At 38.7% G+C, this 19,779-nt stretch carries 22 protein-coding genes; 4 read left to right on the top strand and 18 right to left on the bottom strand.

Annotated features, from left to right (window positions below):
• The first annotated feature begins 41 nt into the window (after nt 1-41).
• From MJB10_RS02950 to MJB10_RS02940, 3 genes are read left to right on the top strand one after another with little or no spacing between them, the layout of a single operon-like run.
• Complete coding sequence (locus tag MJB10_RS02950) at nt 42-245, top strand: DNA modification system-associated small protein (protein ID WP_314801612.1); 204 nt, start codon at nt 42-44, stop codon at nt 243-245.
• Nucleotides 242-2,257, top strand: a complete 2,016-nt coding sequence (dndD, locus tag MJB10_RS02945) for a DNA sulfur modification protein DndD (RefSeq protein WP_314801610.1) — start codon at nt 242-244, stop codon at nt 2,255-2,257. The genes MJB10_RS02950 and dndD overlap by 4 nt, the downstream gene beginning before the upstream one ends.
• 11 nt (nt 2,258-2,268) lie before the next feature.
• The gene (locus MJB10_RS02940; RefSeq protein ID WP_314801607.1) at nt 2,269-2,658 is read left to right on the top strand and encodes a hypothetical protein; all 390 of its coding nucleotides are present in this window, start codon (nt 2,269-2,271) and stop codon (nt 2,656-2,658) included.
• A gap of 1,071 nt (nt 2,659-3,729) precedes the next feature.
• Here MJB10_RS02940 and MJB10_RS02935 read toward each other — a convergent pair.
• Nucleotides 3,730-3,957, bottom strand: coding sequence for a hypothetical protein (locus MJB10_RS02935; protein ID WP_314801605.1), 228 nt, complete (start codon nt 3,955-3,957; stop codon nt 3,730-3,732).
• Nucleotides 3,958-4,178: 221 nt separating this feature from the next.
• Here MJB10_RS02935 and MJB10_RS02930 point away from each other — a divergent pair, with 221 nt between their 5' ends.
• Complete coding sequence (locus MJB10_RS02930) at nt 4,179-4,457, top strand: DUF7662 domain-containing protein (RefSeq protein WP_314801603.1); 279 nt, start codon at nt 4,179-4,181, stop codon at nt 4,455-4,457.
• Nucleotides 4,458-4,950: 493 nt separating this feature from the next.
• Here MJB10_RS02930 and MJB10_RS02925 read toward each other — a convergent pair whose 3' ends face one another.
• From MJB10_RS02925 to MJB10_RS02845, 17 genes are all read right to left on the bottom strand, one after another.
• Nucleotides 4,951-5,241, bottom strand: coding sequence for a type II toxin-antitoxin system RelE family toxin (locus tag MJB10_RS02925; protein ID WP_314801602.1), 291 nt, complete (start codon nt 5,239-5,241; stop codon nt 4,951-4,953).
• 64 nt (nt 5,242-5,305) lie between these two features.
• Nucleotides 5,306-5,707 (bottom strand): hypothetical protein, encoded by a 402-nt coding sequence (locus MJB10_RS02920; RefSeq protein WP_314801600.1) that lies wholly within the window; start codon nt 5,705-5,707, stop codon nt 5,306-5,308.
• A gap of 22 nt (nt 5,708-5,729) precedes the next feature.
• The gene (locus tag MJB10_RS02915; protein WP_314801598.1) at nt 5,730-6,065 is read right to left on the bottom strand and encodes a hypothetical protein; all 336 of its coding nucleotides are present in this window, start codon (nt 6,063-6,065) and stop codon (nt 5,730-5,732) included.
• 135 nt (nt 6,066-6,200) lie between these two features.
• Nucleotides 6,201-6,758 carry a hypothetical protein gene (locus MJB10_RS02910; RefSeq protein ID WP_314801596.1) on the bottom strand — a complete coding sequence of 186 codons (558 nt, stop codon included), beginning with the start codon at nt 6,756-6,758 and terminating at the stop codon, nt 6,201-6,203.
• Between the two features lie 222 nt (nt 6,759-6,980).
• Nucleotides 6,981-7,841, bottom strand: a complete 861-nt coding sequence (locus MJB10_RS02905) for a hypothetical protein (RefSeq protein ID WP_314801595.1) — start codon at nt 7,839-7,841, stop codon at nt 6,981-6,983.
• A 5-nt stretch (nt 7,842-7,846) separates the two neighbouring features.
• The gene (locus MJB10_RS02900; RefSeq protein ID WP_314801593.1) at nt 7,847-8,320 is read right to left on the bottom strand and encodes a hypothetical protein; all 474 of its coding nucleotides are present in this window, start codon (nt 8,318-8,320) and stop codon (nt 7,847-7,849) included.
• A 57-nt stretch (nt 8,321-8,377) separates the two neighbouring features.
• Nucleotides 8,378-9,136, bottom strand: a complete 759-nt coding sequence (gene istB / locus MJB10_RS02895; protein WP_314801591.1) for an IS21-like element helper ATPase IstB — start codon at nt 9,134-9,136, stop codon at nt 8,378-8,380.
• The gene (gene istA / locus MJB10_RS02890) at nt 9,136-10,419 is read right to left on the bottom strand and encodes an IS21 family transposase (protein ID WP_314801589.1); all 1,284 of its coding nucleotides are present in this window, start codon (nt 10,417-10,419) and stop codon (nt 9,136-9,138) included. The genes istB and istA overlap by 1 nt, the downstream gene beginning before the upstream one ends.
• A 79-nt stretch (nt 10,420-10,498) precedes the next feature.
• The gene (locus tag MJB10_RS02885; RefSeq protein WP_314801587.1) at nt 10,499-11,344 is read right to left on the bottom strand and encodes a replication-relaxation family protein; all 846 of its coding nucleotides are present in this window, start codon (nt 11,342-11,344) and stop codon (nt 10,499-10,501) included.
• 41 nt (nt 11,345-11,385) lie between these two features.
• On the bottom strand, nt 11,386-12,558 hold the full coding sequence (locus MJB10_RS02880) for a tyrosine-type recombinase/integrase (RefSeq protein WP_314801585.1): 1,173 nt from the start codon (nt 12,556-12,558) through the stop codon (nt 11,386-11,388).
• Nucleotides 12,559-12,596: 38 nt separating this feature from the next.
• The gene (locus MJB10_RS02875) at nt 12,597-12,854 is read right to left on the bottom strand and encodes a helix-turn-helix domain-containing protein (protein ID WP_314801583.1); all 258 of its coding nucleotides are present in this window, start codon (nt 12,852-12,854) and stop codon (nt 12,597-12,599) included.
• Between the two features lie 1,449 nt (nt 12,855-14,303).
• Nucleotides 14,304-14,597, bottom strand: a complete 294-nt coding sequence (locus MJB10_RS02870) for a hypothetical protein (protein WP_314801582.1) — start codon at nt 14,595-14,597, stop codon at nt 14,304-14,306.
• 6 nt (nt 14,598-14,603) lie between these two features.
• Complete coding sequence (locus tag MJB10_RS02865; RefSeq protein ID WP_397386566.1) at nt 14,604-15,212, bottom strand: RecQ family ATP-dependent DNA helicase; 609 nt, start codon at nt 15,210-15,212, stop codon at nt 14,604-14,606.
• Nucleotides 15,213-15,245: 33 nt separating this feature from the next.
• A complete protein-coding gene (locus MJB10_RS02860) occupies nt 15,246-15,374 on the bottom strand; it encodes a hypothetical protein (RefSeq protein WP_314801580.1) in 129 nt (42 codons plus the stop codon).
• A 134-nt stretch (nt 15,375-15,508) separates the two neighbouring features.
• Nucleotides 15,509-15,730: a hypothetical protein gene (locus tag MJB10_RS02855; protein WP_397386610.1), complete on the bottom strand. Its 222-nt coding sequence runs from the start codon at nt 15,728-15,730 to the stop codon at nt 15,509-15,511.
• 923 nt (nt 15,731-16,653) lie between these two features.
• The gene (locus MJB10_RS02850) at nt 16,654-17,844 is read right to left on the bottom strand and encodes a DNA sulfur modification protein DndB (protein WP_314801576.1); all 1,191 of its coding nucleotides are present in this window, start codon (nt 17,842-17,844) and stop codon (nt 16,654-16,656) included.
• 1,389 nt (nt 17,845-19,233) lie between these two features.
• Nucleotides 19,234-19,488, bottom strand: coding sequence for a hypothetical protein (locus tag MJB10_RS02845; RefSeq protein ID WP_314801574.1), 255 nt, complete (start codon nt 19,486-19,488; stop codon nt 19,234-19,236).
• Between the last annotated feature and the right edge of the window lie 291 nt (nt 19,489-19,779).

The following is a 19,779-nucleotide window of genomic DNA, read 5'->3' as shown; positions in this document are numbered from 1 at the left end:
TCCCATATGAAGTAAATGTAATTAAAGGAGATATGCACGACATGAATCGACTCGGCTTTGATGAAGAAGAATTATTACTTGAGCTTTGCGATAAGTATAAAGTTAATCCCGACCACCTTCGAATCTTAATTTATTTAAAGAAAGAATACAGTTATAAATCGGCATCTAAGAAGAATGAGCTGCGTAACGAAATTGAAAAACATATTGAACTCTGGTCTAGGCCCAAAGCAGGTGATAACAAATGAAGTTAACCAGACTCGAACTAAAAAACTATAAAATTTATTACGGAAAACAAGTTCTCAACCTTGATGTTCCCTCTAATGATTCTTCAGCACAGAAAAAGAACTTAATATTAATTGGGGGACTAAATGGCCGCGGCAAAACGACTGTACTAAATGCGATTTACTATGCTCTGTTTGGAAGCCAAGGCAAATTGGATAGCGAGTATAGTCTAACTTTTTCTGGAGCAATTAACGATCGTTATTTTGATGAGGGAGGGACTGAGTGCTCTGTATCTCTGTCTTTTCAGAATGAAAACGAAAATGAAAATGAGCATGTTACAGTTAACGTTACTTGGGTCTTTGATGCTCGAAAGACTTTGCTAATTGAAAATAGAAAAGTGTTCATTAGTAATGGTAACCCCGAAGAAGTTCAAGAAACGAATATGACAAATGAAGAATACTTTGATTTTATTAATAGAAGAATTCCTCACGAAGTCGCTCAGTTCTTTATTTTCGACGGTGAGAAAATTCAAAATCTTGTCGAGAAACAAGACCACAAAGCAATGAAGCAATCGATCCAGCGGATTGTCTCAATCGAGGTTTATAAAGAATTAGTTGGTGATCTTACACAAATTCAAAGTTCTCTAGAACGAAAATTATCTACAAAGCAAACAACCCGAAAATTATCCGACTTATTACAAGAAATCGAAGAATATAAAGAAAAATTAGAACGTGCACAATCAGTCGCTAGAACATTAGACAGCGAAGTTAAACAAATGGAAGCTGAACATATTACCCTTAGCCAGCAACGTCGCCAGAAGATGGCTAATAATACGGAAACGAGTATTCAAATTCATAAGCGTATCACTGAATATCAGCATAAACTCGATGATGTAAATAATCAGCTGAATCGATTTGCCAAAACAGGTTTAATCAAGTATTTATTGGCACCACTAATTAAAAAAATGCAAATTACTTTGCAAGAAGAACGTGACTACGTTCAGCAGCAAAATCAGGCTGCTACTCAATTCGTTCAATATGATACTTTTATGAATAAAATAACAACTGCTCAAATTACCCCTCCATTGACGAACGAACAAATTAACCAAATCGTAAATGAAGGAAAAGCAATTTGGGCTGAGTTAAATAACATAAAGCGTAAGAAAATTGAACACAGGGATATTATTCATGATATTGCACCAGGCGTTAGACAGATGCTACTATCACTGCCATCTTCAATTAATCAAAATATCCGCACACTGTTAGACCAAAAATTAAATTATGAAAAACTTCTCAAACAAAGTAATGAACAATTAGAGAATGCCCCAGATCCTGTTGATACAACTGACGAAGATCAAAAAATAAATCAGCTTAATAATACCCTCGGGGAAAAGAAGGCTCGCTTAAAATCTGCAAAGATGACGATTATGAAATGTAACCAAGAAATTGAAAAACTTCGAACACAATATACGCATACTGAAAAAACATCTGGCGAACAAACAGAAATTCAAGCACAATATGAATTACTTTCCAACTTAAAAGAAGTGGCCCACAAATTCGTAGAAGAAGTTACCACATTAAAAGCACAAAAAATTAAATATGAATTTAAAAATATTTTAGGGAGACTCGTTCAAAAAGAACAAGACTTTCAAGATATTGAATTTAACGAAAATGACTTCGTTGTAAGAATCTATAATGATCGCGGGGCAGAAGTAAAACTTTCTGATCGCTCCGCTGGAGAGAAACAAATCATTGCTCTTTCTTTTATTTGGGCATTAACAAAAACAGCTGGGCTCAAACTACCTTTCGTGATTGATACTCCATTAGGTAGATTAGACAGCATACATCGTGGCCATATTATTCGTAATTATTTTAATTTATTAAGTGATCAAGTCATTATTCTATCTACGGATACTGAGATTACACAAGAATACCACCAACAAGTACAAAACTATTTAGTAAGAAGTTATCAATTAGTATATGATCCAATAGAAAAGTCGACTTCAATCAAAGAAGGTTACTTCTCTTTCAAATAACGGAGGCATACATGGCTAACCGCAAAATAACATTAACAGTAGCTAGTTTGGAGATTCTAGATAGAGTAATGATCGAGTTAGGATTACAGGAAGATCGACCAGGGGCTCTAAAGTTGGCATTAGCAAAGGGGCTCAGCGAATCAGTAGGAGAACCTCCTGAAATCACAGGACCTAATAGTAAATTTACTGTAGGAGACGGTGTTATTGCTAAAGATGATGATTATCAAATGTACAAGCATTTAATCATTCAACGGCTAGGTCACTCCATTGATGACAAAGATATTGACGATTATATTCATCGCTTCCTAGAGTTTGGCTTAAGTACGATGGAACATGAGTTGAACCAATTAACTGATTTAGATAACTATCTACTTTATTTAGTTGAAAAGACCCAAAGATAAAACACTGGAGGAGTCTTCTATTCTCAAGTGTTAACAAAAAAAATGTTATTCCACAACTCTTAAATAAGTATAGCCTCCTATCTAACATAGATGATAGGAGGCTATACTGTGTGCACCAACACATAATGTAAATTACAAACCATTTGAAGTATATGAAGCAATTACCAAGCCAATTCCCCAAGCTCTACCATAGATTAATATGTATACTATGTATTTCTATATTTGGTATTATAATTCATTGAACCATTTTACCGATGTAAATATACCCCCACTGTGCCAACAAATCCGAATTTAGATTACGGTATATTTACATATTATTCCAAATCTATTATTATTTTTAATGTAGTAATCACCGTAGTAATTGATCGCACCACCCCAACGCAGTCAGAACTTCCTGTTTTACAAGGAAAGGAGGCGGTTGTCTTGGATAAACTTACGAAAGTAAGGAATTCATGAAAAAGGTAGGGAAATTAATGAAAGAGTTTTGGCTTGATATGTAGACTCTACTTTGAACCCTTAAAAGGATAACGAAACACTTAGACTGGCTAGTTGCCGTAAGGCGCTAGTCCTTCTTTCTATATATTACCCTTACTTTCCCTGAAGGAGATTTTATGCCTAAACAATTAAAACTACACTCTGATTTTCAACGTTATATGACATTCTCACAGCCAATCAATATATTCTTACAATCCGAAAACATTGGCTCAAATGTAATCATAAAATCGCATGATGACGAGATTGTTTTAAGTACTACTGGTGAGAGATTCATTAAATCATCATGTCAATTTTTTAGCGTCAAATAATTTCACAATTATTTTGTCGAAAATCCACTTAAAATTGGAAGTATTCACCTACCCTCTGCGTATTCTTTTGTAATTTGAATAAACAGGGGGGAATTTCAATGGATTTATGTGACACCGAAAACGACCGTAGCTTTAATTATTATTATCATCGCAGCCTTAACAATCATAGGTACGATTTAAAAAAGGGTATTTCAATATTCCCCCAACTGGAGCAAAAAATAAAAAACAGCCCATTTCTGGACTGTTAAATTTGGAATAAAATTATTATTTATATACCGTATTCATCTTGTAAAATGCGCACAAGTTCTCTTGCAGACTCTTCATTGAATTGAATTGTCTGGCTCGCTTGGCCTTTTATTTTTCTATCCTCAGAACCCCAAGTATTGATTTGAAATAATTTATTTCCTGAGATCGAAGCTATACTGTATGTAGCATCAATTACTACTTGAGACTGAATTTTACGAGTTATTTTTCTAAAGCTTTTTATCTGAGCCATCCTCTTACCTCCACCTACATTTTGCCATATAATATCATAGAAAAGTTCATGCAGCACTTAGCAAATTTTCCAGTAAAACACAAGTGTTTAAACATTATCAATCAAACAATGGTTGCATATATACTGAATCACATAGTTTGAACACATAGTTCCAATTACTAGATAGAATTCCCTTACACATGATATGATTTATTCAAACTTTATTGTCAGGAGGAATTCAAATGACTAGTATGTACGATCCGATAAGAGATGAATTAAGAAAATATAAGGGTGAATCTGTAACATACACTTACGTGAAGTTAAATGAATTAATAAAATGTAGAAGCCCTAAGAAAGAATTGCCTCTGTCAGCCCACAAAAGAAAAATATGGTGGGATAATCATGAAAGCAGCGGACATACACAAATGATATCTTGGACTAGTGCTGGGTGGCTTGTAGATATGAAAGCAAGTAAACTTGGTGAATACATTACCTTTATTAAAAAATCAACCTTGAATTAGTTTTAGTGCAGCCACTACACGGGGGCTTGGGGAATTGATTCTTATTTGTTGAATTTAAAGTATAGAGATGAAGTGTTAATTTGCATTTTATGTAATATGATAGTTCTGCATATAATTCATGAAAAGGATATGACATGGAGCTTAATGTTGAAGTATCAAAGGCTGCCATCTCGAAATATCATTTAGGATTATCTTTTATCGAAAATTGCTTATCCGATGCTACGACTCCTGAATCGTCTGTATACCCCTCGAGAGTGGCATTTAAGTTACAAAAAGAACCTCTACTAATTGAGTTCGTTCTGCGAACAATTTTGCTTAGATTCTAATTCATTTAGTTTATTTTCAAGGTCATTCAAAAGTTTCCTTCTCTTAGCTCTTCTTATTTCCATTATCTCATTTTGAGTCCTGAAAACCACTTTTGAAACTTCTTTCATTTCCTTTGTTGCATCCTACCGCAACCTTTCTGCAAAACATTATAACTCTTGGCATCATTTTATTTAAACCAGGATTTTATATCCACTCCATAAGAGTGTGACTCTCTATGCCCCACTTTACCAATTCTGACAGTTCGATTTTTTTCATCAATAAGATAGAATACTCTTAATCTCTTAGCTTTTAAACGTTTAATTGACGTACACCGGTTTACAGCCATGCAATCAAAATGCAAAGGGCAGGGATTTTCTCGTAATAATTTAATGACTTTTATAAATTGTTCTTTTTCCTCTTCCCCCAGTTGCTTGATCTCCTTCTCTACCCGCTTAGAAACTATTTTTATATCATACATTTTAATCCCTCATTTATAATTAGAAATCCCTATAAAATAGGTTACTAGCTAATGCAATACTTTACTATGAAGATCCAAAACGTTTTCTAGTAACTAATGGATTACCCCTCAACCCATCAATTAACAACACTATAACCAACCTGCATACAACCGGCATACCGATAGCAAAAAGCCAAAGCGTAGGAAATCGGAACATACTTGGTACATGTTCGATATACCAAGGCGTAATCAAAGAAAATTTTAAATATCCATATTCCAAAACCGATGGAAACATCGCACATGGCCAAAAGGTGACAAATCCAATTATAATGAAAGCCAAAAGCGCTTCTAATAACCGCCAAACTTGTAATGCAGCGTAGACAACGAGTCCAGCTGTGCATATAAAAGCAAACATGCCTATTATCGCCCAATCTGGTCCTGCCCTCACAATACCTTCTGCAAAATGATAAAACAGCTTGTCTAGCAAGAAAATCATCTCCTTCTTTCAACTATTGCGGCATCCATATATATCCGTCTTCAAGTACTCTTCCATATCTCCCAAAGCCATATTGGTCGACAATCCAAGTTAACCATTTCCGTTCATCTGCACTTTTCACAAACAGCGGCGGATAGTACGGGACAGGTTTCTGTTGAATAAGCGTACTTCTGCGATATGGAACAGCTCTACCTGAACTCTCAGGATCTTCCCATTGCAAAATCCACACACCAAATCGCAAATCATCGCTACAAAACCAATTCATATCCTCACGAGGTGGCGGCCCAGGCGGTGATAAAGGATAACCCTCATATAACGTTTCGTATTGATACTCTGCACACCAAAACATGGATGTCTCCCAATACTGTTTTACAACCTCAAAATCTTCTGGCAATGTTTTTTTATTAAAATCCCATGGGTTATTAAGTTTTTTAGATGTATACTCGGCTAGCTTAATAATGTTGGCGATCTTACAATCCTCCTTTTAAAATTTCTTTATAATATTTGCGACTTCCAGTCCCGTAACTTCCGTTACCAAAAACTCACAATCGCGTCGAAAAACTGCCGTAACTCCTCGCTCTTTTCTCAAATCCTCACATTTTTGATTTTCACCCAAGAATATGTGTTCGGGTTCGATATAATCAAAATACACACCTGAGTCCCCAATCTCCATCATTAACACTACATACCAGCCGACTGGACCTCTTGGCACCAATTCCCCATATAGAATTCCTCCCTGTGCAGCCCCGCGGCGTTGGATCCAAGCTTTGTGCCCTTCAGTCACACGTCTATGTTTTACTTTATTACATATATGTACATACTCATTTGCCCCATCCCAAGGTATTAACATCACATCCTTCCGTTCAAATAAAGCAGCGATTTTTGACTTGGGCGTAGTAAGAAAACCTCGAGGTACTGGATATACTCGTTCTGTAATCCCATTAACAGAAGCCATTACGTAAATTGACTTGCTCTTCTGAGTTAACCAAACATACAGGACCTCTGACAGATAAATAAACGATTTAGCGTGACCAGGAATCATTTCATACTATTCCTCCCTATATAGTTTGTTTTATTACAGCTAAGACCATTGTAATATAGAGAACGTTTGTTTGCAATAATTTTTCCGAATTTTCAGTAAATTAAAATGAATAGTTTCTCACGAAGCACTTAACAATGGAACTTTTAGAAACAGAATATTTGTTGTACGCAACAAAATTTTCGATCTTTAATCAAAAAACAAGTTCCCCCTTAAGTGAATTCATTAAGAATTTAGCTTTGGTTTCTTCACTAATTTAAGGAGCTCCTTGGCAAACGGGGTTTCCCAGTCCACAACTGCTAAAGGAAAACTGTCCATTTGTCTGAAACTACGCAATTCATTAAGTTTATCTTGGATATCCCCTAGAAAAATCGGTACCAGTTTCACGTCCCTTGCAATTTTACCCATACATTTCACATAAAGCTCCTTCATGATTCCCCAAGAGTAATTAAAATCTCGCGGCTTCTCCGTAAATACAATCCATATACTTTGAGGAAGTTGATATTTCTTATCAGCTAAATGCCGCATTACCGCAGCATATTCAATGAACTTTTTCGTCTGCAGATGTATAGCCACATCCCCGCTATCTACCACTAATAACGACCAGAATCCCTTATAGTGAATACTTCCGTCAAAATGCACGAACCGCTTTTTTCGGTTTATTACGACAGAATATTGAGTATGAGTACGGTTCCGCCAAGTTGCCCCCGCTTTCTGAATTTCTATATAAACTTCATTTAATGAAAGACACCTCTCCCATCTACCGCTTGAGAGCGGGTAATAAAACGAATAAGAACTTTCTGCAAAATAAGGCTCGTATCGAGGTTCACTGCGGATCAGTTGAAGTACGATGTCATACCCTGCCCTGGACAAAAAATAAAATCTAAAACCGTAGAATGTCTCCTTTCTTCTCACCAGCTCCATACGCATAAGCTCATAAAGTTCATCGGAGATAGCGTTATTATCGCTAGAGAGTTCTGCCAATGGAGCTTCTTGACCTACTGAGATAATTTGAAATTGATACAAGGCTTTTAGAATGCTACATTGAAACTGAGTTAAGTTTTTTGGATTAATCACTTTCAACATAATGTTTACACCTCACTCATGTTATAATTGCGTTGTAAGCTCCCCCCATAAGGGGCAATCTTTTGTCCCTTACAATTCGTCCAGAGAGGTACTAATTCTCCCTCCTCATCGTAGGGCTGGACCCAGAGTGAGCTCTGAAACAACCTGCTTAACTCTTTGTTCCGTGATTGAAAGTAGACCCGCCCCCCATCTGGAGTAAGAATCACAGGGATAAGTTCATACTTGCATGACCATTCTTCTCGCGGAATTCGATAGGCAGCATGAAGCATCCGGATAATTGGCATAGATTCGCAAAATGACAGCAATTCGAATATATACATTTGATCTGGGCTATTTTGTGACGTGGAATAATACACACCATTCCCCTGCCGTCCCCAGCCAACATCCCATTGACGTAAGCTGCTCATAGGAAAATTATGCTTATCTTTATAGTAGGCCACTAAGTCGCTAGTCATCTCCAGACGGCAATCAGTTTCCATATACTGTAAATGTCAACACTAGAATGTACACTTTCGCTTGTTTAAGCATGTACAGAATTACTCTTCGTTTTGAGCGAGATGGTTCTTCAACCGGTAGGATTCGCCTACAATAGTGACGACAGTAGCGTGATGCAAAATTCGATCAAGAATAGCATTAGCGAGTTTTGGTTCACGGAACACTTCATCCCATGCTCTGAAGTTCACGTTAGTCGTAAAAATCGTGCTCCGCTTTTCATATCGCATATCAATCAATTGAAAGAATAGTTTTGCATCCTCTGGCTCAATTGGTAAATAGCCAATTTCATCAATGAGCAATAGCTTGTAACTCGTGTAATGCTTTAATCTGGCCTCTAAGCGATTCTCTAACTTGGCACGTTTCAAGTTCTGGATTAAATCGTGACACTTGATGAAATACGTACTCGTACGCTTCTTGGCAGCTGTGATGCCAATCGAGGTCGCTAGGTGTGTTTTACCGACCCCACTTGGGCCCAAGAACACAATGTTCTCGTTGCCCTCAATGAATCGAAGTGTTGCAAAATCCAGTATCTGTTGTTTGTTCACGGATGGCTGAAATGCGAAGTCGAAATCATCTAGTTCCTTACGGTGAGGGAAGGCACCTACCTTGACCATCGCATGAATCATGTTTTGTTCACGTACATCAATCTCATAATTACTGAGTTTGACCAGCGTATCTAAAAATGACAGTTGGTTATGAATGCTGAAGTCAATCACTTCATTTAAGTGTGTGACCATTTGTTTCAACTTGAGATACTCCAAATTGCGAACAAGCTGCTGGTATGCGGTAGTCTGGAGCATTATTTATAAGCACCGCCGATCGCTTGTAGGTTCTTCTTTGCTAAGTCATCGATGTTTGGATAGCTAGGCACTGACCGCTTCAGGTTGTCTCTGTAGTGTTCTTCTGTGTAATTCAGCTTCGCTTGACTAATAGGATGGTGTGTAAGGAGTTTTGTGTTACAATAGACGTACAAGTGATTGTCATAGACATGTAACCCTACTTTCATTCCTTGATACCCAGCTGGAACTGAGTATTGATTGGATTTGTAGGAGATCATGTTTGATGAATTGACTTTTACATGTGTATAACGAATGCGATAGGAATCTCTTATGCTCTCCGCCGGAAGTGGACGTAAGAGGTTCTTTTCCTTTTCTAGAGCCAGAATAGGTACTTTCCCTGTGCCCTGGTGGAAGGACTGATTGATTCGATTGCAGAGCTTTTGTACGTACTGATGCAACTCTTCCAGACTGAGTTGTCCTTGGTAGGCATGAATTTCGTCAAGCAGTTTCATCTGGGCTTCTACCTTTCCTTTCGTTCGTGGTCTGCCTGCGATGCAGGGGCGTACAGTAAATCCGAAGTCACCAGCAAATTGAGCGAATTTTGCGTTGACCTTGCCTGCGCCATACTCTGTTCTCGCTTCATCCATCACGGTCTTCATATTGTCGGTGAGGATCTCTTTAGGCACACCACCGAAAGCTTCAAAGGCCTCGGTTAGAAATGAGAGTAAGATGCTCTGCGACTTCGATACACTGAGGTGGAAGGCCCGAAACCGTGAATGGGATAACAGTAACACGGCTACATTTACTTCTACTTTTTCACCTTCCTTCGTTTCGTACGAAATACTTTCCTTCCAGTCGAGCTGCGCTTGCTTACCAGGAGCTGTCTCAAATCTTACCGCTGATTGCGGAGATGGAAGACGCTGACCACTACCGAAGTAAGCTTCAAATTCAGGTTTTCGTGTGATGTAAGCCCGAAAGGCGGATTGTGAGCAGTCTAACCCATGATTGTCAGTTAAGTATTGCCACAGCACTCGCTTGTAGTAAAATACCTGCTTGGATTCGACAGACAAAAGTGCCGCGATAACCGAGTAGTATTCATCGATCTTTGAACCCTTCTCTCTTGCAGTCTTACGTGTAAAGCCCTCGATGTACTTACGAATTGTTCTACGATCTACTCCCATTTCTCTAGCTAATTTGCTCATATTAATTTTCATATTTAGATTCTCCATTAGTGATTTTAACTTCGGTAAATCCACTAAGCTTCGAATCTCTACGTTAGTCTGAATATTCATCTGCATGTACATACAAATCCCTCCGGGACAAGTATGTAGGATGGTGTCGAAACTGTACATCTTTATTCAAGCGGAAGTGAACATTGTTAGATTAGCATTTGTACATATACTCCAAAAGTTGTTTCAGGGATTCGGTCGTTGTCACAATTAAGTTAATATCCAAATACCATTCTTTCATTTCTTCTATGAAAGCTTGCAAACAAGTTATCCAGCGCCGTACAAATCCTGTTTTGCCCGTTGCGCTAGACAAAAAGATAATCCCGCTAGGAAGTTCTCGACCTTGCTGAAGTAGCCATGTAAAATACCGATGATAGCCATTAAACTTATTTTGAAGACTCGGCCCATCTTCTGTTCCACGGTCTACTTCAAGGAAATATGTCTTTCCATCCACCGTAAGCAGTTCCCCATCTGGGCGAAAACGGCATACTTTTTCTTCCCAGGTGTATTCTCTAGCACAATAACGGCCGTCCCGAAAATCTAAGCATGGTTTCCCCTGCTTTTCTTGACTGTACCTGATGAGTACCAGCTCCACAAACAGGTCAGCAGTCATCAAATGATGAGCCACATTTTGAGAGCTAGATTTTTCAAATGGACGCTGAAGCTCTATAGGGAAATCTCCAAAATCTGCATTGAATCCTGTACCCATATGACCAGGTAGAATGGCCAAGTCGTCTTTAGCTTCTTCAAGTCCTTTTGCCGTAAGTTGAACAATATAATACGGCTTCTTTTGATTAACGGTAATAAAATCCCTTTGGACCCATTGCTGTTCCTCTAGCCAGCTCAGTGCTCGATACATCATTTTTCTAAATTTCCCACTGTCAACACCATCACCATCTGTTGAATTTATAGCTAGTAATAAGCGGGTAATCTGATTACACGTTAATCCACGAATTATAAATACTAACACTAGAATCGTAGCTGCATACTGTTTTGCCAAAATAGCCTTCCTCCCCAACTTGTAAGTTTCTAGTCCAGAGTTTACGTCTCATGGCCCTGTGGTATAATGGAATCAAACTTATTAGCAGCTTCACGGTCAACAGATTGAAGAACATGGCCGTAAATATTCATCGTTGTGGAGATATTCGCATGGCCTAAACGTTCTGAGATCACTTTCGGGTGAACCCCTACTTGTATCAGGTATGAGGCCGAATAATGACGCAGTTGATGGAAAGTTATGTAGCGCAAGTGATTCTTTTTCAAAAACTCTCGAAACCATAAGTATGGCGTTTCTGGATAATAAGCCATTCCTTCTTGATTACTGAAAACAAAGAAATGTTCCTCTCCTTTCCAGAGATTACCCAGTGCATCACGTTTGTGACAGCTCTCAACATAAAGCTCTTTCAACTTAATGATAACTGCAGATGATAAACTAACTTTTCTTTTAGATTTCTTGGTTTTAGGTTCTGTAATGACACGGCGGCCGTTTTCGGACATCGATATGCTTTGTTTTACTTCCAATACGCCTTTCTCAAAATTAATATGTTTCCACTCTAGCCCGACTAGTTCCCCACGACGAAGACCCGTCGTAATAGCGAGTAGGATCATGACTCGCCAGTGCAGTTTTTCTTTTTCCAATCCTTGGAATAATTCTGCAATCTCCTCTTCGTCATACACCTCATATTGTTTGTGTATAACCTTCGGCTTCTTGATATCCGCTGCCGGACTATTCTTAATGATTCTCCACTCCACGGCCCTTGCAAAAACGTTGCACATAACTCGGTGTATATAATGAATAGTCCCGGATGAAAGCGACCCGTTTTTCCCATCTTGCCTGCTTCCCTCTTCACTTAGTTTTGAAAAGAACTGTACCAACTGGAAAGGGGTAATCGCATCCAAGCGCTGGTGTCCGAACACAGGAAGGACCCGGTTTTCTAAGAAACGAAGATAAATGTCCAGCGTCTTGGGCATGAGCTCCTTAGCCCCATATTTATCTCTCCACTCTTCAACGAATGCACCAAATGTCATCTTCTGAGGAGCGATGTATTCCCCAACCTCCACTTCTGTTTGAAACTCCGCAAGCATCTTTCGCGCTTCTCGGATTCCACTAGCTTTCACTGTTTTCGTATATCTGACCCGTTTACCATCAGCACCTTTACCGACATCAACCGACAATAGATAGGAGTCTTTTCCTCTTTTTTGTACGCTTGCCATTTAACCCGTCCTTTCTTACATTTCTCCAATAGGTACATTTAAATATGAAAATCTGCCCTGTAGTTGTTGTACTCCTGTTCTTTAAACCAAGCATTAAGGGTATCACGACGAAGCAATATCTTTTGACCGATTTTTACGTGTGGTATACGTCCCGATCGGATTTCAGCATAGAGCTTGTCTTTTGATATTGTTTTTTCAAAGATCTCTTCCCAAGCTTCTTGAAATGTAAGTGTGTTTCGATGAATTGAATGTTGTCGACTTTCGTTCTCCTTACGTACTTCACTCATGTTTAACATTGGCCATTCCTCCTATTTGTTTAGAAGCGTCGCAAGAAAACAAAAAAGACCCAATGGATAGGTTTGTAAATAGGCACATAAATGCCTTTTACAAATCAACCCATAGGGTCTGTCACTTGCGCAAATGCCGATTAAGTACGGCGTGTAATCATACTTTTACTGTATCATGTCCCACCTGACACCGTCAACATATTTTTTGAATATTCCGATAATTTATTTACCTCAAATAAAAAAGCAGCAAATCTCAACTAATTTGAGAATTCACTGCCCTTGCACATAGGTTAAGACTTATTTCTTTACGTTAAATAATTAACGTATACGTATTTCCCTTAGGGATACAGACTTGCCACTTTCGTGGAAATGGCGTAACTTAATCGCCGTTATTCTTTTTCATATTAACACCAACTTATAAAATACTCAATCCAAGATTTCATAAATACGTTTCTATCCGTATTTGGCCATTTAGAGCAAATAGTTTATTGATAGTTTAAACTATCTATAAACTATTTAACATGCTCCTTAAAAATTGTTGTTCATATTCTTATTTATTCTTACATTACGATCACACTATACCTTAAGGTATACTCTTGTTCCAAACTAACTACGACTATTTCTCTTCATAATAGCCGATGCTTGATCTGCGATATGACTAACCATCTTCCAACGGTCTTGTTTATCTAAACTGCGATTGTTATTGATCTGTCTAAGCTGACTTGCAAGATTTAATAGTTGGTCAGCTTCTGAAGGTTTCTTACGAAAAAAACTCCAAAATGTAGGCATGTCTTCTCACCCTTCGGATTAATTAATAACAACTCTTGTATAAATCATGGAAAGAATACTCTTAGTTAAGTTTTGTAGCAATTCTCATGATCCTCCAGCAGGATATTATTGAGTAATATCTGGTAGCAATCAGTATATTCCACTAATATTCCCAAGCAGTAAAAGGAAGATCATTAACGTATTGTTTACTCGCTAATTTATTAGGAACTATCAATCACTTGTTTTAACTTATTTTTATTCATATAAAAATCATCCCCTGAGATATGTATTCTTTGAACGACCAACCACTCGCAAGTACTTTAAATAAAGTATACACGAACAAGTGTTCTTTTCACATCAAAGTTAAGAAAACTTTAGAAGAATTTTAACATCATTAATCACGTTGATTCTCCCGATACACAATGATTTACTTAGATTAACCGTCAACCTTTCAGAAAATCAAATCTAGTTATCGTTAAGCAGAACAAACAGTTGTCCAACTTACTGCAGACGATATTCCTGTTATTGAAGACTCTGGAATCATTCAGAAGCATGAAAATTTTCGACAAAAATTAACGAAGTATATTATGTTCAAAGTAAATCAGAACTTCGCATTGAGTCTATTAAATGAGTACAATTATAGAGATTGATGCATGCTCCTGCACTTAAAGATACAGGTAAGAAAGATCTTTACTCAAACAACGCCCGATAAGGCACTCCCAGGATATTGGCAATATACTCGTTATACCCTGGATTATCGCACAGTTTCCGTAATCCACCGAGCCGCATGAGTTTGAATTCCTCCACTCGTTTGCTCTCCTCCAAAATGTCCTTCGCGACGTCCATTGGAAGCTCATCATAATTCGAATGTAACAACAATGTCCGTTCTGTGGCCGGCAGTTTCTGAATGTTTCCCGCCAGCTCCTGCTCATAGACGTGATCGATTAACTCCTGCAACGACTTTCCGGTTCTTTTCTCCGCCAACAAAAATTAGTCCCGCGAATTCAACTTCTCAATCATATCCGACCACAGCGGGGTAGGCTTCTTTAGTGTAATCGTCAGAGGTGTACCATGTACGTCGCCAACCGTTTCGCAGATAAAATACTTTTCGAACATGCGCTTGACCAGTGGCAAAGGCACGCTCCCGAAACTGCCATCGTTGTTGTAGATTACTTCCCATTTCACATACGTTTTCTTGCCAGCCTTGTTCATAAGGCTAAGATGTTCCAATCCTTTGGAAAGATCCTTCTCATTCAAGGTATCGCTCCGGATCCACCTGCCCTTGCGGTCGAAGTTCGTTTCCGACCATAGGAACAGACATTGTGCCGTCGGACAAATTTTGCGGTCTCGCGCGCCACGGCCTACATGCTGATAAAATTCCTCGATGGACTCGGGAATCTGGTAGTGAATGACGCCATCAATGTCCGGTATATTGATGTCCGGTATATTGACCGGTATTTGACCAGCTTTGAATTGCTCTAATATTTCCTTCTTCCGATCATAGCTCAGTCCAGCATGGAAATACCCACTCCCCGAGTACATTCCTGACAGTTCCTCGCATTTATCCTTGCTGTATAGATAGACCAGCACCTTCTTCAACCTAAGACGATTAATGAAATCGACTAGATCATTCTATTTCCCGTCCTCTTCCTCCACCTTTTTAAAGTTCAGTACCAGATTATCGCGGATGACATTTTTCTCAATAATTTCACTTGTCAGACCAAACTCCCGCACAATGTCCGCTCTCGCCGTGACTCCCATGGTCGCTGTAAGCGCTAGGACAGAAGGATAATGACCATGTTGCTCTAGAGAATTAATGAATGGCTTGATATTACTATATTCTGGTCGGAAATCGATCCCCCACTGGCTGATGCAATGTGCTTCGTCGATAGCGACTAGGGATATCTCACATACGGAGGCAAGTAGTGCCGCAAGAAAAAATAATTAAACAACCGTTCAGGCGAGATGTAGATCAACTTCGGCTTGGATGCATGCATCGAACGCAGCAACTTCCGTTGTTCCTCAAATGAAATATCGCTGTTTAGGGCAATGGCCCCAATATTTTTGCTCCTCAACTCCTGCACCTGCTCGTCCATCAATGCTTTCAACGGGGAAATGACCAGCGTCGTTCCTGGTAGCCAGTTCCTTCATTGCCATTCTTGCTTTTGAAGAGCTGGAATTACGTGTTTGTTAAACGCCACTACCCATAGTGCGCTAGGTGGTATGTTAATATGACTGAAAAACAAGCAACATTGATTCACGAGCTGATTGGGTTATTCAGATCTCCAAAGCACCAATTGGGCGGTCCTCCATCTTTGATAGACGAGAGACGAGCAGCCAAGAGTTTTCCTTCTTGCCTATATCCGGTAATGTAAAGCCTTTTACTTTTGGTAATTGATAACCAGAACTAGGATCGGACGCCTTTCATATACTTGGAGCTTTTTTAAAAAATCACGGTGCCTTAAAGACCGTGCTGGCAGACGATATTAAAGAACCCTCTGCGCTGCCCTTGATGGACGAACATTCGAAAGTGGTCATTTTCTCTTATAAAGCCTCTTCAAATAGGCCCTTGCAAACTTCCAAAGGTAATCCAGTTATGTCTACGCCGCGGTGGTACAAGATGTCAAAGGCCATATATACGACAAGCTTACGCTTCTTACTCGATCGGAAACCAGCATTACATGCCTCGAAATCAGCCTTTCCTTATTCATCTAAGAATACAATTTCACAATTAAGGATAGTTCCATTCAGTAATGGCGGTTTGTGCTGTTCAGGATATTTGGCTGTTGCATTAGTGTTTTTCGTGTATAAATTTAGTTCTCCATTCTCCATTAGAATCGATCATTCTAATACCGTCCCGCTTAAGCTCCGCAAAGGTGGAAAGATCGTAAAAAAGGTAAATTGTTTTTACTGTATTGAAGAAGCATTGGAGGAATAAACATTTTCTTCATCACCCATAATAATGTTACACTTAGGAGTTATTCAAAACTATTGGGAGATAAAGAAAAAAGGCACCATATTGGACTGGTGCCTTGAATTGTTAGTATTTAAGGTGGTTTTTAATTGCTTCCGCAGCAGTATTTATCGATTCTCGGGATACTAGCAATCTTTGGTCATCCGATACAACTTTACCAAGGAAAATTGGATTTGATCTTGACCAATCGAAGTTGAACAAACGCTCTAACTCTCTCTTGATCTGTTCTTCATCAACGAATGTTCCAAAAATAATACCTGCAATTCGTGATGCAATAACAATACCAATACCACTGGTCAAAACGGATTCATTCCGAATCTCAGGAGTTTTTTCCGGATTAGACAAACAACCAGAGATGAACTTGTTCCGTTTTAACTCTTGGAAGAACAGGTTTGCGTTGATATACAACTGACCTTTCAGCTCGGGATCACTTTTGAGCATTTTAGAAACAGCCTTTTCACCGCTTGCCCCAGACTGAGAGTCACGACCCGCTATCTCAATGATAACATTCTTGATGTTATTTAGTGTATAAATATCCTTACTGTTCTTCGAGACACTAGTGGCTAGAAGTTCCGTAACAGCCTCAAGGTAGTCACTTCCCTCCATTACATCAGTAACAGCTCCAGCTAAAGGGTCCCGAGTATTGAAAAGGGTGTTAATTGACGGGCTAGTGCTCTTCGCTGTTTTGTTTACATCCACAAAATCTTGACGAATTTTTCTCTTACGGGTTTCATGAACGATATTGAGAAGAATATTTCCACCCGTGATGGCTTCTGGGAACTCAGCACCAAGTTCACGTATCGCCACCGTCCGATGGTTACCGTCCAGGCACTCAAATTCGTAATCAATAGGGATAACCAGCAATCCTGCAATCGATCCCACGCTTTCCAGTTGTTCCCGTAGCTGTTCTTGCGTCATTTCACCTTCTTGACCGAATGTAAACGGCTTAAATGTCAATTCATCATACGAAACGAGAGTGACAGGAGGAATAATATACTCATCCTCTTCTTTAATGTAACCTTTGATTTCCTCCTTATGCCCTTTGTCAAGAAACCTATTTTTAATATCGGCTTTGATAATTACCGCGTTCTTTTTCTTTACGGCAGAAGTCGTTACGAACTTTCCTAGTGTCTTCATGGGAATCGATGCTGCATACCACAATCGCTTACCGTGAAGGTAAAGAATTGCCGGCACCATTAGTGAAGCAGTTACGGTTCCCAGGTTAGGCATGTTAGCTTGAATTTGTTGAATTTGCATTTTACATCGTCCTCCTAATGTTTGTTCTTTAATTTAGACGTAACACGCTTGTAAACTAACGTTTTTTTTGTTTTAAAGACGTGGAACGTTTACGCACTTATAGTATCACACCAAATGCATTACGTCTATACACAAACGTAAAAGAAAAAATTATGACGTTTTACGTTACAATCCTGTGTGTCTCGTTTCTGCGGCTGCGAGTGGAAAGCGGTATCGCTCAGGGTTGGAAGAGGTAAATAGGAGAATAACTCCACGCGAATGAATTGTATTGCTTCAAAGTATTCAACGCACTTCCCTTTAAGAAAGAACAGGCCGCAACATTCAAATAATTAGCATCATTCCTCAACCATATCTATAGAATATCCAACTTCTGTTGCAATCCGAGATATACTCTCGATGACTTTTCCATCTTCATACCTCGTATTTAAAAATCGTCTCCCAAACAAACTTTGTAGTCGATACCGTACTCTAACTCTAACTTGGAAAAACTTCCTCAATTCCCCCTTCATTTTCGCCTCACCATTTTTGGGCACAAAAAAGAGTACCGATGGGATGCCAACGATTCTCGCCTCATACGTATTCCACATGAAAATGTTTTCTACACATGCGCATATTAAAGTTTTTAGGTAAGTTATCCACCGTATATGGTGATAGTATCCTTCTGGTAGAAAAACGGCATCCGATAGCATACGAATCACATAATTCTTAAATACCCGCGCAACATGCTTATATGTGTGACGATTGTGTGCCTCAGTTTCACAGATAATGTCAGAACCAGAATCGAGGAGCTTTAAATATCTCTTCGAATCACCGCATCAATCAAAGTTAATTCTTCGTTACCCTTAGCATCCACATTAGATTTCAGCAATCTTCCTATTCCTTAATACCGAGTGCAAGTTCTTCAGCATATACTCGGTAAACACTTCTCTTAATTTCAGTAGACGAGTACTTTTCGATTCCTTCATCCTACATCCATCCTTCTTAGACTCTTAGATGTAGACACTTTACAAAATAGTTTATTACTAGTTTAAACTATCGATAAACTATCCCGAAAGATATCAGGGAACCATGATAAAGGCAAAGTTCCCTCATACTTGTGACCAGATAAATACAGTATTAGGCTTCTTTGTTGTTCAGTTAATGCGGCGTGGCCTTCAGTCGATGTTATCGTGAAGGTTAACACACTACTATGTACATATTTAGTAGGGGTTGAGTCGTAATTACCGTAAATGCCTGAAAATCCAATAGTAATACGGTTTGTTTTGTGAATATGGGTTGAAATAAATATGTCAGCAATCACAATTTGAGAGACATTCTCAAAGACAACTATATTCTGAAAATACGAAACTTAAATTGCAATGTTAATAAACTTTCTTGCCTCTAATAGAATCAGCGAATCAAGTTCAAGTGTATCATTCTATATTCTCTTTCTCCAAAGATCCCCTTCTCCTTATAACCACCAATTTCGTATTCTTGCTCTTGCAGTTCAATACACATATGAAGCAAAGAAAGTGACATCGAAACCAAATCCGTATCAGTTTTGATACCGAGTTTTTCTTTCATCCACTCCATCTTTCTTACCGTATCGGGGTTGCTAATCGTAGCACGTTTCGGTGTGAACCCGTCAGTTTTATTATCTGCCATTGAATATTACTCCTTTACCATTTATTTCTATAGTATAATAACTGATGATTTACGGTCAATATATGTACATTTCAAGTACCGAAAGTAGACCCAACCCGTAGGGTATAAAAATATGCTTGCACAGTCTATCAGGACCTAAGCTTAAGAAAACGAAAATTACAAAGGATTATTTACAAAGATTTTGGGTAAAGATTGGGACAGGACTGATGATTATGTATTGCTACCTTCGGGCAGTTTTACGGAAATTTCGACAATGACCATATTCATTATTTTCCCCGCTCCCGCTGCACA

The sequence above is a fragment of the Paenibacillus sp. MBLB1832 genome, assembly GCF_032271945.1.
Lineage (GTDB): Bacteria > Bacillota > Bacilli > Paenibacillales > NBRC-103111 > Paenibacillus_E > Paenibacillus_E roseopurpureus.
This window is presented reverse-complemented; position numbering and strand designations above follow the sequence as displayed.